The sequence below is a fragment of the Bacillus sp. CH140a_4T genome (assembly GCF_008923725.1).
Classification (GTDB): domain Bacteria; phylum Bacillota; class Bacilli; order Bacillales; family Bacillaceae_G; genus Bacillus_A.
In genome coordinates, this window is sequence record NZ_WBPF01000016.1 from 812036 (window position 1) to 826490 (window position 14455).

The 14455-nt window shown below is 36.6% G+C and carries 21 protein-coding genes; all 21 read left to right on the forward strand.

Annotated elements, in window-relative coordinates; genetic code table 11:
• Window positions 1-159: 159 nt before the first annotated feature.
• Window positions 160-906: a DNA-methyltransferase gene (locus tag F8162_RS19790; protein WP_151631022.1), complete on the forward strand. Its 747-nt coding sequence runs from the start codon at window positions 160-162 to the stop codon at window positions 904-906.
• Between the two features lie 32 nt (window positions 907-938).
• Window positions 939-1151, forward strand: coding sequence for a hypothetical protein (locus F8162_RS19795; RefSeq protein WP_151631021.1), 213 nt, complete (start codon window positions 939-941; stop codon window positions 1149-1151).
• Between the two features lie 6 nt (window positions 1152-1157).
• The gene (locus F8162_RS19800; protein ID WP_001983087.1) at window positions 1158-1379 is read left to right on the forward strand and encodes a hypothetical protein; all 222 of its coding nucleotides are present in this window, start codon (window positions 1158-1160) and stop codon (window positions 1377-1379) included.
• 4 nt (window positions 1380-1383) lie between these two features.
• Complete coding sequence (locus tag F8162_RS19805; protein WP_151631020.1) at window positions 1384-1626, forward strand: hypothetical protein; 243 nt, start codon at window positions 1384-1386, stop codon at window positions 1624-1626.
• A gap of 1 nt (window position 1627) precedes the next feature.
• A complete protein-coding gene (locus F8162_RS19810) occupies window positions 1628-2026 on the forward strand; it encodes a hypothetical protein (protein WP_151631019.1) in 399 nt (132 codons plus the stop codon).
• Window positions 2027-2055: 29 nt separating this feature from the next.
• Window positions 2056-2310: a hypothetical protein gene (locus F8162_RS19815; protein ID WP_151631018.1), complete on the forward strand. Its 255-nt coding sequence runs from the start codon at window positions 2056-2058 to the stop codon at window positions 2308-2310.
• A gap of 182 nt (window positions 2311-2492) precedes the next feature.
• On the forward strand, window positions 2493-2759 hold the full coding sequence (locus F8162_RS19820; RefSeq protein WP_151631764.1) for a hypothetical protein: 267 nt from the start codon (window positions 2493-2495) through the stop codon (window positions 2757-2759).
• 68 nt (window positions 2760-2827) lie between these two features.
• The gene (locus F8162_RS19825) at window positions 2828-3211 is read left to right on the forward strand and encodes an HNH endonuclease (RefSeq protein WP_151631017.1); all 384 of its coding nucleotides are present in this window, start codon (window positions 2828-2830) and stop codon (window positions 3209-3211) included.
• A gap of 100 nt (window positions 3212-3311) precedes the next feature.
• The gene (locus F8162_RS19830) at window positions 3312-3797 is read left to right on the forward strand and encodes a phage terminase small subunit P27 family (protein WP_151631016.1); all 486 of its coding nucleotides are present in this window, start codon (window positions 3312-3314) and stop codon (window positions 3795-3797) included.
• The gene (locus F8162_RS19835; protein ID WP_151631015.1) at window positions 3794-5491 is read left to right on the forward strand and encodes a terminase large subunit; all 1698 of its coding nucleotides are present in this window, start codon (window positions 3794-3796) and stop codon (window positions 5489-5491) included. Before F8162_RS19830 ends, F8162_RS19835 begins: the two co-directional genes overlap by 4 nt.
• A gap of 15 nt (window positions 5492-5506) precedes the next feature.
• Window positions 5507-6805 carry a phage portal protein gene (locus F8162_RS19840; RefSeq protein WP_151631014.1) on the forward strand — a complete coding sequence of 433 codons (1299 nt, stop codon included), beginning with the start codon at window positions 5507-5509 and terminating at the stop codon, window positions 6803-6805.
• Window positions 6768-7388: an HK97 family phage prohead protease gene (locus F8162_RS19845; protein ID WP_151631013.1), complete on the forward strand. Its 621-nt coding sequence runs from the start codon at window positions 6768-6770 to the stop codon at window positions 7386-7388. The genes F8162_RS19840 and F8162_RS19845 overlap by 38 nt, the downstream gene beginning before the upstream one ends.
• Before the next feature lie 38 nt (window positions 7389-7426).
• Window positions 7427-8605, forward strand: a complete 1179-nt coding sequence (locus F8162_RS19850; protein WP_151631012.1) for a phage major capsid protein — start codon at window positions 7427-7429, stop codon at window positions 8603-8605.
• Between the two features lie 17 nt (window positions 8606-8622).
• Complete coding sequence (locus tag F8162_RS19855) at window positions 8623-8913, forward strand: head-tail connector protein (protein WP_151631011.1); 291 nt, start codon at window positions 8623-8625, stop codon at window positions 8911-8913.
• Entirely contained in the window at window positions 8910-9233 is a 324-nt protein-coding gene (locus F8162_RS19860) for a phage head closure protein (RefSeq protein WP_151631010.1), read from the forward strand. The genes F8162_RS19855 and F8162_RS19860 overlap by 4 nt, the downstream gene beginning before the upstream one ends.
• Window positions 9226-9666, forward strand: a complete 441-nt coding sequence (locus tag F8162_RS19865) for an HK97-gp10 family putative phage morphogenesis protein (protein ID WP_151631009.1) — start codon at window positions 9226-9228, stop codon at window positions 9664-9666. The genes F8162_RS19860 and F8162_RS19865 overlap by 8 nt, the downstream gene beginning before the upstream one ends.
• Window positions 9663-10022, forward strand: coding sequence for a DUF3168 domain-containing protein (locus F8162_RS19870; protein ID WP_151631008.1), 360 nt, complete (start codon window positions 9663-9665; stop codon window positions 10020-10022). The genes F8162_RS19865 and F8162_RS19870 overlap by 4 nt, the downstream gene beginning before the upstream one ends.
• Window positions 10023-10631 carry a major tail protein gene (locus tag F8162_RS19875; protein WP_151631007.1) on the forward strand — a complete coding sequence of 203 codons (609 nt, stop codon included), beginning with the start codon at window positions 10023-10025 and terminating at the stop codon, window positions 10629-10631.
• A 48-nt stretch (window positions 10632-10679) separates the two neighbouring features.
• Complete coding sequence (gene gpG / locus F8162_RS19880; RefSeq protein ID WP_151631006.1) at window positions 10680-10997, forward strand: phage tail assembly chaperone G; 318 nt, start codon at window positions 10680-10682, stop codon at window positions 10995-10997.
• An 11-nt stretch (window positions 10998-11008) separates the two neighbouring features.
• Entirely contained in the window at window positions 11009-11203 is a 195-nt protein-coding gene (locus F8162_RS28820; RefSeq protein ID WP_151631005.1) for a hypothetical protein, read from the forward strand.
• A gap of 16 nt (window positions 11204-11219) precedes the next feature.
• Window positions 11220-14455, forward strand: a 3236-nt coding sequence (locus F8162_RS19885; RefSeq protein WP_225990165.1) for a phage tail tape measure protein, incomplete at its 3' end; no start/stop codon positions are given.

Sequence of the window (14455 nt, forward strand, 5' to 3'; positions counted from 1 at the left end):
AATGATTTATATTGATAGCATACATTTTTAGCAGAAGGGCAACTGGTGCACGGTTGCTCTTTTTTGTAGTTTATGGATTTCAAAAGTTGCATACCAGAATAATTTAGGATATTAACATCGTTCAACATACTCTAATTGTAGAAATGGATGGGATAACATATGCTGAATCAAGTGCTTAATATGGATTGTTTAGAAGGTATGAAAATGATTGAAGATAAATCCATCGATATGATTCTTTGTGATTTACCTTATGGAACAACAGCCTGTAAATGGGACAGCATTATTCCTTTCGATTTGTTATGGCAACAGTACGAAAGAATTATAAAAGATAATGGAGCTATCTTATTAACAGCAAGCCAGCCATTTACAACAAAGTTGATTGCTTCAAATATTAAATTATTCCGTTATGAGTGGATCTGGAAAAAAGGAAATCATATAACAGGTTTTCCAAATGCCAATAGAATGCCTCTAAAGAATCATGAAAATGTACTAGTGTTTTATAAGAAATTACCTAAGTATTATCCGCAAGATTTGATCTTATTAGATAAGCCGATTAGAAAGAAAAAAATCAAAAATATGAAGGTATTCGGTAAACGGAATAATGAATCTTTAAATAAGGTACATGTAAAGAAATATACTAACTATCCGAAATCGGTTATTGATTTCCCGCGTGATAGCAAAACATTTCATCCTACACAAAAGCCTGTAGCGTTATTTGAATACTTAATTAAGACTTATACAAAAGAAGGCGAAACAGTTTTAGATAACTGTATGGGGTCATTTACGACTGCTATAGCATGTATCAATACAAATCGTAATTACATTGGATTTGAAATGGATGAAGAGTATTGGAAGTTAGGGAATGAACGTGTCAATAAACATATCGAATCATTAAAGCACTCGTAATGGGTGTTTTTTATTTTGGAGGAAAATGAACTATGGACATTCAAGAGTTGTCGAGACGATTAGAAAATTTAGAACATAAAGTGCTTCAGGTAGATGCGCTAAGCCGAACTGTCATACAAAAAGGCGATAAAATAAAAGTGGCGTATCCGCATTTAGGGATACAAGGCGAGTATTTAGTGGAGAAAATTGATAATGGTGTGTTGGAATTGGTAGCAGAAGAAACAATGAAAAAAATACAGGAGTGATTAGGATTGAAGAAACTATCTAAACAAGAACTAGCTGCTGTAATGACACATTGTATTTCAACGCTTGGTGAGCAGATTGTTAATGAGCATATTAATCCCCAGAAGTTGGCGCAAGCAAGTGCACTCCATAACGATCTCTTTGATAATACAACTCCTAAAGAACGTAGGGAAGCGACAATCAGTTTATTAGGAAAAGCGATTGATGAGTTTTTAGAGAGTAAGGAGTGAGGATATGAAAGTTTTTATTGTTTGTGCAGGAACATTAGGTGAAGCGTTTGCTATGTTTAGTAAAGCTTGTAATGATATGTGCGAACGAATCAAAGAATTTAACGAGTTAGTCAAAGAAGCTTGTATGTACGAGGAAGAGCCACAATATAAAGAATGTATTAGTTTCCCTTTTAATCCTGTTAAGATAATGAAATCACAGGTAATAGATCGTAAACCTAAATGTATTAGAGCGAGGACGGTGTGTTGATATGGGAAAGGAATATTTTAATACGGCCGTATGTTTAGTATGCGGTCATCAAGATAGAGTGAATCATCCATCTAAAAAAGATTATCAGGAAGTAACGGTTTGTCCGAAATGCAACGGTGCTTTTGTAGATGTTTGGAAGTTAGGAAAGTACAGACAGTTAGACAATACACAGTCTAATGAAGCACCTTTATTAACAATTACATTAACAGATATAGATGCTAAACCGATAGTTCATTACAAAGGTGAACAGATAGATAGAAAGTTACGTGTTGCGTTTGATTGGGAATCGCAATCGATTGATAAAATTAATCGGACATACATTCATATTGAACATGTACCAGCTGATAACAAGCGTTTAAATACCGAGATCATTCAGCATAATCATTCTATCATTAAATAATAATCAATAGACCGATGAGGTGAGAGTGAATGCAAGTATATTGCTCTGAATGTGATAAGAGTTATGACATGCAGCCGCAAGTAACACAACTTTCTAATCGTATTGAGAAGTGTTTCTTTATTTGTCCTCATTGTAATCATGAACATGTAGCTGCGTACGTGAACGATAAGGTTCGTAAGTATCAAGCAGATATAGCAAAGTATCATGAGCGGATCAATAAAAAGAACCTTGCTATCGAAGATGAAATGAAACGATTAAGGAAGAGGTTTGAAAGCGCCAAGTGAGGGTGCTTTTTTATTTTGGAGGAGGATGAAGGATGGATAATCAATGTGAGCACGAGTGGACTAATATTCGTATTCCAGGTGATGATGGCATTTATGTAGCTTGTCCGAAATGTAAATCTGTAGATGTAGAAGAAACGAGGAGATTATCTAGAGAGTTAGCTTCTCAAAAGGAGGAAAACAAAATGGCTAATAACAAATTAATTATTGAAGTAACTGCGGATACAACTGAAGCATTAGAAGGCATTAAGGAAGTAACTGAAGCTGCTAATGAATGTGCAGATGCATTAGAGAAGTTGGAAAAGGTGATGAATAAATTTAAAGGTAAATCTGAAACAGCTAAAGTATCTTTCGATATAAAATCAATTGCTCAATCCACAATTGAACAGACAGCAAGCTTAATTAAATTACAAGCAAATAAACTAGACATAAAACGTTCAGATCAATTTTAAGTATTGTAGGCGCTACTGTAAATTACGTAGCGTCTTGTTTGTTGAGAGAAGGTAAGGAGTGAGGAGAGATGAGGAAGCCGCTTAGACCATGCTGCGAATTCCATTGTTATAATCTCACGCGCGAAAGATATTGTGAGGAACATAGATACAAAGAAAAGGAAACGCAGCAGGATAAGAATAGATACTATGACCGATTCAAACGGGACAAAGAGAGTAAGGCTTTCTATAAGTCAAAGGCATGGGAAAGGTTAAGAGAGCAGGCACTAATGAGAGACAAAGGGTTGTGCCTACATTGTAAGAACAATAGAAAGATTAAAGTTGCAGATATGGTTGACCATATCATTCCAATCAAAGTCGATTCAAGTTTAAAACTTAAATTAGAAAACTTACAATCACTTTGTAATCCATGTCACAACAGAAAAACAGCAGAAGACAAAAAGAAATACGGGTAGGGGCGGGTCAAAAAACATTCAGGGCGGTCTTCCCGTACCGCCGCCCCCTCAACATCGCAGAAAAATCCGTTTTTGAACATTTTTTTAAGGGGGTGTAGTCATGGCTGGAAGAAATAAACAACCTCTCTCTGTTATACAGGGAAAGGGTAGGTCAAATCACATTACAAAAAATGAACAAAATAGGCGGGAAAAACAAGAAGAAGCGTTGCGTGGTCATACCGATAAAATTGAAGCTCCTTCTTATTTGACCGTAGCACAAAAAAGAGAATTTGATATATTGGCTGTTGAATTAGTTAGACTGAAAATTTTTAGCAACTTAGATGTGGACAGTTTAGCGAGGTATGTTGATTCTAAAGACCAGTATATAAAAATGGTTCGCCTGTTAAGAAAAACAAAGCCTTCAGATGATTTTAAATTGTATTCTCAAATGCAAAGAAGTAAGAATCTTTTATTTAATGAATGTCGTTCTTCAGCTAGTGATTTAGGTTTGACCATTACATCCCGCTTAAAATTAGTTATTCCAGAAGCAGATACTTCACAACAAAAGCAAAGTGAAGCACAAAAGCGTTTTGGTGATCGTATATGAACTGGATAATGGAACGGGTTTTTGCATATTGCGAGGATATTTTAAGCGACAAAATAAAAAGTTGTATAAAGCATCGTTGGGCCGTCGAACGATTCATAAGAGATTATGGGGAGTGTCAAAGTGAAGACAGTCCTTTTTATTTTGATGAAGAGATAGCGGAGGATTTTTACTGGTTTGCAAAGGAATTTAAGCACGTTGAAGGAATTTTGGCAGGTGAATCAGTAGAATTAACTGATTTTCAACTATTTTTAGCAACTAATATTTTCGGGTTTAACAAGAAAATAAATGGAGCTAGGCGATTTAGAAAGGCTTTTATTCAGTTAGCACGTAAAAATGCTAAATCACAGTTTCTTGCTATTGTAGCAGCTTTTTGTACTTTTCTTGGAGAAGAAAAACAACGTGCTTATATCGCTGGCTGGACAAGGGATCAGTCATCTGAAGTTTATGAGGCTGTAAAAACAGGAATCAGTTCTAGTGAATTGTTAGAAGGGAAATGGAAAGAAGCTTACAGCACAATTGAAATATTTAAGAACGGTTCAGTTGTTGTTCCGCTTTCAAAAGAAGCTAGAAAAACTGGTGATGGTAAAAACCCGTCTCTTGGAATTGTCGATGAATATCATGCACATGAAACTGATGAAATTTATGACGTTTTATCGTCTGGTATGGTGGCAAGGAAAGAACCGTTAATGTTTATCATAACAACAGCTGGTTTCGACTTATCTAGACCTTGTTATAGAGAGTATGAGTATGTCAGTAATATCTTAGACCCATCAAAAAATGTAGAAAACGATGATTATTTCGTTATGATCTGTGAGTTGGAAAAGAACGATGATATCAAAGATGAGTCGAATTGGATAAAAGCAAATCCCATCGTAGCAACATATGAAGAAGGTTTGGAAGGTATACGTTCAGATTTGAAGGTTGCTCTTGATAGACCTGAAAAAATGAGAGCCTTTTTAACGAAAAACATGAATATCTGGGTCGATAAAAAGGACAATGGGTACATGGATATGTCAAAATGGCAAAAATGCGAAGTAGATAACCTTGATTTTTCAGGCGCAACTCTTTGGATAGGTGGCGACTTATCAATGACAACTGATTTAACAAGTGTCGGTTGGGTCGGAATGGATGATGGAGGTGATTTTATTGTTGGACAACATTCTTTTATGCCTGAAGCTCGTTTGAAAGAAAAAATGGCTACAGATAAAGTACGTTATGACTTATGGGCAGAACAAGGGTATTTGACTTTAACACCTGGTGAAATGGTTGATTATACAATTGTTGAATCTTGGATAGAGAATTTTTCTAAAGACAAAGAAATTCAAGAATTTGATTATGATAAATGGAATGCATTGCATTTAGCGCAAAATTTAGAGAATAAAGGATTTGTTTGCGTAGAAATTCCTCAAAGGATTGCCAATTTATCCATTCCAACTAAAACTTTTCGAGAAAAAGTGTATGAAAAGAAAATCAAACACAATGGCGATCCAGTCCTTTTTTGGGCGCTTAATAATGCTGTTATCAAAATGGATGATCAGGAAAACATTATGATTTCAAAAAAAATAAGTAAAAATCGTATTGATCCAGCCGCAGCGGTATTAAATGCGTTTGCTAGGGCTATGTATGGAGCAAGTGTCAGGTTTGATGTATCTGAATTTGCGAATAAAGACTTTCTAGGCAAGTTATGGAACTAGGGAGGGGGTGAACATGTGAAAATAGTGGATTCAGTTAAAAAGTTCTTTAATTTTGAAAAACGTCAAACATCGCAGGTCATAGAGTTAAATAAAGACGACGAAAAATTATTAGAATGGTTAGGAATTTCACCAAGTGATATTAGTGTTAAGGGCAAAAATGCTTTAAAAGTTGCTACAGTCTTTGCTTGTATCAAAATACTATCTGAATCTGTCTCAAAGTTACCATTGAAAATTTATCAGGAAGATGAATACGGAATCCAACGAGGGACTAAGCATTATCTCAACAATTTATTAAGGCTAAGGCCTAATCCCTATATGTCTAGCATGAACTTTTTCGGGGCATTAGAAGCTCAAAAAAATTTATATGGCAATAGCTACGCTAACATAGAATTTGATAGAAAAGGGAAAGTTCAAGCGTTATGGCCGATAGATGCTTCTAAAGTGACGGTGTACATTGATGACGTTGGTTTATTAAACTCCAAAACTAAAATGTGGTATGTGGTAAATACGAATGGACAACAAAGAGTGTTAAAGCCTGAAGAGATACTGCACTTTAAAAACGGAATAACTCTGGATGGTCTTGTTGGCGTTCCTACAATGGAATATTTAAAGTCAACATTAGAAAATTCAGCTTCAGCTGATAAATTCATAAATAACTTTTACAAACAAGGGCTGCAGGTAAAGGGATTAGTTCAATATGTCGGTGATTTAAATGAAGATGCGAAAAAGATTTTCCGAGAAAATTTCGAGTCAATGTCTAGTGGTCTTCAAAATAGCCATCGTATTGCATTAATGCCAGTAGGATATCAATTTCAGCCTATATCATTAAATATGGCAGATGCTCAATTTCTTGAAAATACAGAGCTTACTATTAGACAAATCGCAACTGCATTTGGCATTAAGATGCATCAATTAAATAATTTGAGCAAAGCGACTTTAAATAACATTGAGCAACAGCAGCAACAATTTTATACCGATACATTACAAGCTACTTTAACAATGTATGAGCAAGAAATGACGTACAAACTATTTTTAGACAGTGAATTAGAAAAAGGATTTTATTCGAAATTTAATGTAGACGCTATTTTGCGAGCAGATATTAAAACGAGATATGAAGCCTATAGGACAGGTATTCAAGGCGGTTTCCTCAAACCTAACGAGGCTAGAAGTAAGGAAGATTTACCACCAGAAGTTGGTGGAGATCGCTTACTTGTTAATGGGAATATGCTGCCAATTGATATGGCTGGACAGGCATATTTGAAGGGAGGTGATACTAATGGAGAAGTCAGCAAAGAAGGAAATGAAGGAAATTAGAGCTTTACCAATGGCTATTGAAGTTCGTGAAGTTAATGAAGACGAAGGAAAGCGAACAATTTCTGGATTGATAAAATATAACAATGAAAGTGCTGAAATGCGTGATTGGTGGGGCGATACTTTCGTAGAAGAGATTGCTGAGGGAGCTTTTGATGAAAGTTTAAAAGTTCGCGATGTTGTAGGTTTATGGTCTCACGACACTTCTCAAGTATTAGGGAATACTAAAAGTAAAACTTTACGAATCGAAAATGACAAGAAAGAATTACGGTTTGAATTAGATATTCCTAATACAACTGTCGGAAATGACGCATGGGAATTAATTAAGCGTGGAGATGTTGATGGAGTTTCTTTTGGGATGAAGGTTACAAAAGACAAATGGTCATCGGAAGAACGTGAAAACGGAAAGCTTTATAAGCGTTCGATTTTGAATGCTGAACTATATGAAATATCACCAGTTGCATTCCCTGCATATCCAACGAATGAAGTAAGTGTACGTTCATTGGATGATTTTAAAGCTGGAGAAAAGCGAGTAGCTGATGAGTTTAGAAAAAGAAAATTACAAATCGAACTAGAGCTTATATAAGGCTCTTTTTTTATTGATAAATTTAAGGAGTGATTTGAATGTCAAAAGAATTACGTGAATTATTAGCTAAGTTAGAAGGAAAAAAGGAAGAAGTACGCTCTCTTATGGGAGAAGATAAAGTGGCAGAAGCAGAAAAAATGATGGAAGAAGTGCGATCACTTCAGAAAAAAGTCGATTTACAACGCTCATTAGATAAAGCAGAAACAGAAGAACGAAATAATGGACGAGAAGTTGAGACACGTAATGTAGATGGGGAAATGGAATACCGCGATGTGTTTATGAAAGCATTACGTAATAAACCATTAAATACTGAAGAGCGCGAATTTCTTGAGGATGATTTAGAAAAACGCGCAATGTCTGGATTAACTGGAGAAGATGGAGGGCTTGTCATCCCTCAAGATATTCAAACACAAATCAATGAATTAGCTCGTTCATTTGATGCGCTTGAGCAATATGTAACTGTTGAGCCAGTGCGTACACGCTCAGGATCAAGAGTATTAGAGAAAAATTCGGATATGATTCCGTTTGTTGAAATCACTGAAATGGGTGAAATCCCAGAAACTGATAATCCGAAATTCTCAAACGTACAATATGCAGTGAAGGACAGAGCAGGTATTTTACCGTTATCTCGTTCATTGCTACAAGATAGTGACCAAAACATCCTAAAGTATGTAATTAACTGGCTAGGCAAAAAATCTAAAGTCACACGTAATGTTCTTATCTTGAGTGTTATTGATAAATTAACTAAACAGGCGATTAAGTCTCTTGATGATATTAAAGATGTATTAAATGTTAAATTAGATCCTGCGATTTCCCCGAATGCGATTTTACTTACAAACCAAGATGGATTTAATTATTTAGACAAATTAAAAGATAAAGATGGAAAATATATTTTACAGTCAGATCCAACGCAAAAAAACAAAAAACTATTTGCTGGTACTAATCCAGTCGTCGTTGTTTCGAATCGCTTCTTAAAATCTAAGGGAACAACAGCTAAAAAAGCGCCACTTATTATTGGTGATTTAAAGGAAGCTATTGTTTTATTTAAACGTGAAGATATGGAACTAGCTTCTACAGATGTAGGTGGTAAAGCATTCACTCGTAATACATTAGATTTACGTGCAATTCAACGTGATGATGTACAAATGTGGGATAATGAAGCAGCAGTTTACGGAGAAATCGATTTAAGCGCTCCTGTTGAACAACCTCAAGGGTAAACTAGGGAGGCGTTTGAATGCTTGTTACCTTAGAAGAGGCTAAAGAATGGATTCGAGTGGATGGGGAGGATGACCAAACTATCACTATGTTAATTAAAGCGGCTGAATTATATATTTACAAAGCAACTGGCAAAACATTTACTCAAACAAATGAAGATGCTAAGTTGCTTTGTTTATTTTTGGTTGCTGATTGGTATGAAAACCGACTTCTTGTAGGAGAAAAAGCCAGTGAAAAAATCAGAACCATTGTTCAGAGTATGATATTACAGCTCCAATATGCTCCAGAGCCTCAGGAGGAAAGAAAATGAATCCTGCAAAATTAGATAAACGGCTTACATTTCAAGTAAAAGATGAAAATGCAAAAGGTCCTGACGGTGATCCAATAGATGGATATAAAGATGCTTTTACCGTATGGGGCTCTTTCGTTTATTTAAAGGGAAGGAAATACTTTGAGGCTGCCGCCGCAAATAGTGAAGTTCAAGGAGAAACAGAAATTAGATATCGAGATGATGTAAGTGCAGATATGAAAATTAAGTATAAAAACATGATTTATGATATTGTTTCGGTTATTCCAACTCAAAAACATACTTTATTGATCATGTGGAAACGTGGTGAAATAAATGGCTGATGGTATAGATTTAGATTTACTAGGATTTGATCGCTTAGTTACTGAATTAGACCAAATGGGGTTACGTGGAGAGAAAATTGAAGATAAAGCTCTTGCAGCTGGTGGGGAACCTATTCGGAAAGCTATTGCTGAACGCGCTCCAAGGAGTGCGAGTCCAAAGAAACCATCAAAAAGTGAACCGTGGCGTACAGGTCAGCATGGTGCTGATCACATAAAAGTAACTAAAGCTAAACTTGAAGGTGGTATTAAAACGGTAAAAATCGGACTCGATAAAGCGGATCGTTCCCCGTGGTTCTATTTAAAGTTTCATGAATGGGGAACATCAAAAATGCCAGCTGAACCATTTGTAGAACCAGGGTTCAACTCTTCGAAAGCAGCCGCAGTACGTGCTATGACAGATATATTAAAGAACGAAATGAGGCTGAACCTGTGATAAATTTACGTCCTGAAATTGTGCAAGCTCTTGAAAATAATCAGGAGCTTGTTTCTTTATTAGGTGGAAAACGAATTTATTATCGTAAAGCCAAAAATGCAGAAGAGTTTCCACGTATTACATTTTTTGAATTAGACAATAGGCCGGATGGATTTGCAGATAATGAGGAAAGTGAAAGTGAAATCTTATTCCAAATCGATGTTTGGTCAAAGGGTAGTACAACAGTAATTCATCAAAAGGTGAATGAAATCATGAAAAGTATTGGTTTCTCACGTTATGCAGTTGCTGATTTATATGAAGATGATACAAAAAATTTTCATTACGCGATGCGATTCGCGAAAGGAGTGGAGTTATAGATGGCTGGAGAAGTTATTAAAATTAGTTCGACTGTCGGTGTTGATAGCCTAGTTTATGCAAAAACATTAAAAGATGATTCGACAGGTGTTGACTACACTACGGTTAAAAAGATGGAAGGCGCAGTGAAGGTTAAAACATCTAAAAAAGTAGCTACCGAGATTATGTGGAGCGACAATAAAAAATCGGAAATCGCTGAGTCTGACGGTGAGGTTGAAGTTGAAATTGAAGTTCGAGGTCTTTCGTTATCAACAAAAGCAGACATTGAGGGATTCCCAGAAGTTACAGATGGTGTATTAGATGAAAAACGAGAGGGCGAAAAACCATATTTAGCAATTGGATGGCGCTTTTTAAAGGCTAATGGAAAATATCGATATGTTTGGTTATTAAAAGGGAAACTTTCGCAGGAAGAGGAAGAAGCTGAAACTAAAAAAGATAAGCCAAACTTCCAAACAACTAAACTGAAAGGTTCATTTATTGAACGTGATTTTGATGACAGAACTAAATTCACAGCGGATGAAGATGAACCTACGTTTACAAAAGCTATCGGAGATAATTGGTTTAAAAAGGTATATGAGAAGCCTGCGGCACAACCACCAGCAGGAAAGTAAGGGAGAGCAAAAGCTCTCTCTTTTTTATTCATTAAGGAGGAATAAATTATGAAATTAACTTTACGAATCAATAACGAAGAAAAAACTTTTAACTTACCAGCATTCATTCCAGCTCGTTTAATTCGCCAAGCTCCTGAACTTGCAGATATTCCAAATAATCCTGAAGCGGCGGATTTAGATAAGATGGTTCAATATGTAGTACAAGTTTACGGTGAACAGTTTACAGTAGATCAGTATTGGGATGGTGTAGACGCTCGAAAATTTTTATTAACGACAACAAATGTAATTAATGCTCTAGTTAACGAAACGGTAGAGGCAGCAGGTGCTAGTCCTGTAACTGATGGGGCAGAAAACCCAAACGTATAGAGGGAGGAGGGTTGACGTTCAGTGAGTTTATGGACGAACTCTACCTCTCTTTATTGCAACAAGGGTATAAACATCATCACATAGATAACGAGATGGATATTTGGCATTATTTGAGGCTTAATCGAAAAATGCGTGAAAACGGAAATACAAATAACGAAGGCTCCAATTCAAATGAAATAGAAGTGCCGGCGGAAAACATTATTTAACGAGGGAGGTGAGACTATGGCGAATGAAATAAATAATCTAGTCGTTAGACTTTCCCTTGATAACGTAAATTTTAGACAAGGTATCTCGAATTCGGGTCGTGCAGTCAGGACGTTACAGAATGAGTTGAAATCTGTAAGTACAGGAATGGGCGGTTTTGCTAACGCTAGTCAGCAAACACAAGCAAAATTGAGTACGCTCACCAGACTTATTGAAGCTCAAAAAGAAAAAGTTAAGGCATTGCGTCAAGCTTATGATCAGAATAAAGCTAAATTAGGAGAAAATGATGCCGCAACTCAGCGGTACGCTGCACAAGTTAATAAAGCTGTTGCGGATTTAAATAGATTCGAGAATGAACTTAAACAAGTGAATCGTCAGGCACAACAAACAGCACTGGATAAATTAAATAATTCATTGAAATCTTTACAAGCTGAATTCCAAGCGGTTACAACAGGGATGCATGGGTACACCAATGCAACTGAACAGACGCGAGCGAAAATTGATGTTCTATCTCGTATGATAGATAAGCAAAAGGAGAAAATTAGGGAGCTTCAGTCAGCTTACAATCGCGCTAAAACCGAAGAAGGAGAAGCAAGTCAGTCAGCGCAACGTTACGCAGAACAAATTCATAGAGCCACTGCTGAATTAAATAGATTTGAACAAGGATTACGTCAGTCAAATCATGAACTCGAGCAACAAGGAAATCGACTACTAAATTTCGGGAATCGTATGGAAACGCTGGGCAATCATTTGCAAAACGCAGGAAGTCAAATCGGTATTGTTTTTGGTGGAATGACGTATGCGATAGGGCGGGGTTTAAAGTCGGCAATTACAGAATCAATGAACTTTGAACAACAAATGGCAAATGTTAAGGCTGTATCTGGTTCTACTGGGGAAGAGATGAAGAAATTAAGTGAACTAGCTGTCAACATGGGAGAAACAACGAAATACTCCAGTGTTCAAGCTGGTCAAGGGATCGAAGAATTAATTAAAGCTGGTGTTAGTTTAACGGATATTATTAATGGTGGATTAGAGGGAGCTCTTAATTTAGCGACAGCCGGTGAATTAGAGTTAGGGGAAGCGGCAGAGATTGCCTCTACTGCTCTAAATGCATTTAAAGCTGATCACCTTTCAGTTGCGGATGCAGCTAATATTCTATCAGGTGCGGCAAACGCATCGGCAACAGATGTACGTGAATTAAAATATGGTTTAGCGGCATCATCAGCAGTGGCAGCGGGAGCCGGAATGACGTTTAAGGATACAGCTACAACTTTAGCGGTATTTGCACAAAATGGTCTTAAGGGATCAGATGCAGGAACGTCTTTAAAAACAATGCTAATGCGTTTAAACCCTTCAACAAAAGAAGCATATAACAAAATGAGAGATTTAGGACTTATTACTTATAATGCGCAGGCTGGTTTTGATTTCTTAGTTAAAAACGGTATTCAACCAGCTTCCAGAAATGTAGGGGATATAGAAGTAGCTTTAGAACAATATGTAATGAAAACAGAAGGTGTAACGAAATGGAATGATAAATGTGATACAACATTTCGTGAATTAGCAACAAGTTCGGCATTCTTATCATCAAAATTCTACGATCAACAGGGACATATTCAAAGTCTAGAAAATATTTCAGGTACACTTCATGAATCGATGAAAGATTTAACAGACCAACAACGAAGTATGGCTCTGGAAACATTATTTGGTTCCGATGCTGTACGTGGCGCAACTATCTTGTTTAAAGAAGGCGCCAAAGGTGTCAATGAAATGTGGGATTCCATGTCAAAGGTTACAGCAGCTGATGTTGCAGCGACCAAAATTGACACTTTAAAGGGACGACTTACATTACTAGATTCAGCGTTTTCTACAATGAAAAAGACAATCGGTGATGCACTAGCTCCAGTAGTTAGTGTTTTTGTTGCTGGCCTGCAAAAGCTCGTAGATGGATTCAATGCATTACCTGGTCCCGTACAGAAAGCAATTGCAATTACAGGTGGTATTGTTCTTGCTTTAACAGCTGTTGCTGCTGCAATCGGTGTAGTTTTAGCGGCAGTTGGAATGGTTATGTCAGGGATTGGAGCGCTAGCAACATCATTAGGAATTGCTGGTGGCGCTGCGGGTCTTGCTGGTGCTGCGGTTGGATTTTTAGGAAGTGCATTAGGAGTGCTTCTTGGGCCTGTTGGCTTAATAGCAGCCGCTCTTATCGGGACTGGAGTTGTTGCATATAAAGCGTATCAAAAAGCAACAGAAGATAGTATCGCTTCAGTAGATCGATTTGCTACAAATACAGAAGGGAAAGTAAGCTCCTCGACAAAGAAGGTTCTTGGTGAGTATTTCAAGCTGTCTGATGGTATTAGACAAAAGTTAACTGAAATTAGATTGAATCATGAAGTAATAACAGAAGAACAGTCGCAGAAGTTGATTGGTCAATATGATAAATTAGCTAATACAATCATTGAAAAAACCAACGCAAGACAGCAAAAAGAAATTGAAGGACTTAAAAAGTTCTTTGCTGATTCGTATGTATTAACCGCTGAAGAAGAGAATAAACGAATCGAACAGTTAAATCAGCACTATGAACAAGAAAAGCTAAAAACACAAGAAAAAGAAAATAAAATTAAAGAAATTCTACAAACAGCCGCTAGAGAAAATAGAGAATTAACAGCATCCGAGCGGATCTCGTTACAAGCATTACAGGATGAAATGGACAGAGTTGCTGTCGAACATATGTCTAAAAATCAAATGGAGCAAAAGGTTATTCTCGAAAATATGCGTGTGCAGGCTAGTGAAATTTCAGCTAGACAGGCAGCAGAAGTTGTAGAGAATAGCGCCAAAGCAAGAGATAAAGTTATTGAAGATGCGAAAAAGACACGTGACGAAAAAATTGCTGAGGCGATTCGTCAGCGTGATGAAAATAAAACAATTACAGCTGATGAAGCGAATGCAATCATTGCTGAGGCAAAACGTCAGTATGATAGTACAGTTTCTACTGCAAAAGATAAACATCAAGAAATTGTAAGTGAGGCAAAAGCGCAGGCGGGTGAACATGCAAATCAAGTAGATTGGGAAACGGGCCAAGTAAAATCGAAATATCAAGTTATGAAAGATGATGTTGTTCGAAAAATGAAAGAAATGTGGTCAGATGTTACCAATAAGTATGAAGATATGAAAACCTCTGCAAGCAATAAGGTAGAGGAAATAAAAAATACAGTTTCAAGGAAATTTGAAGAAAAGAAAAAAGCTGTTACAGATAA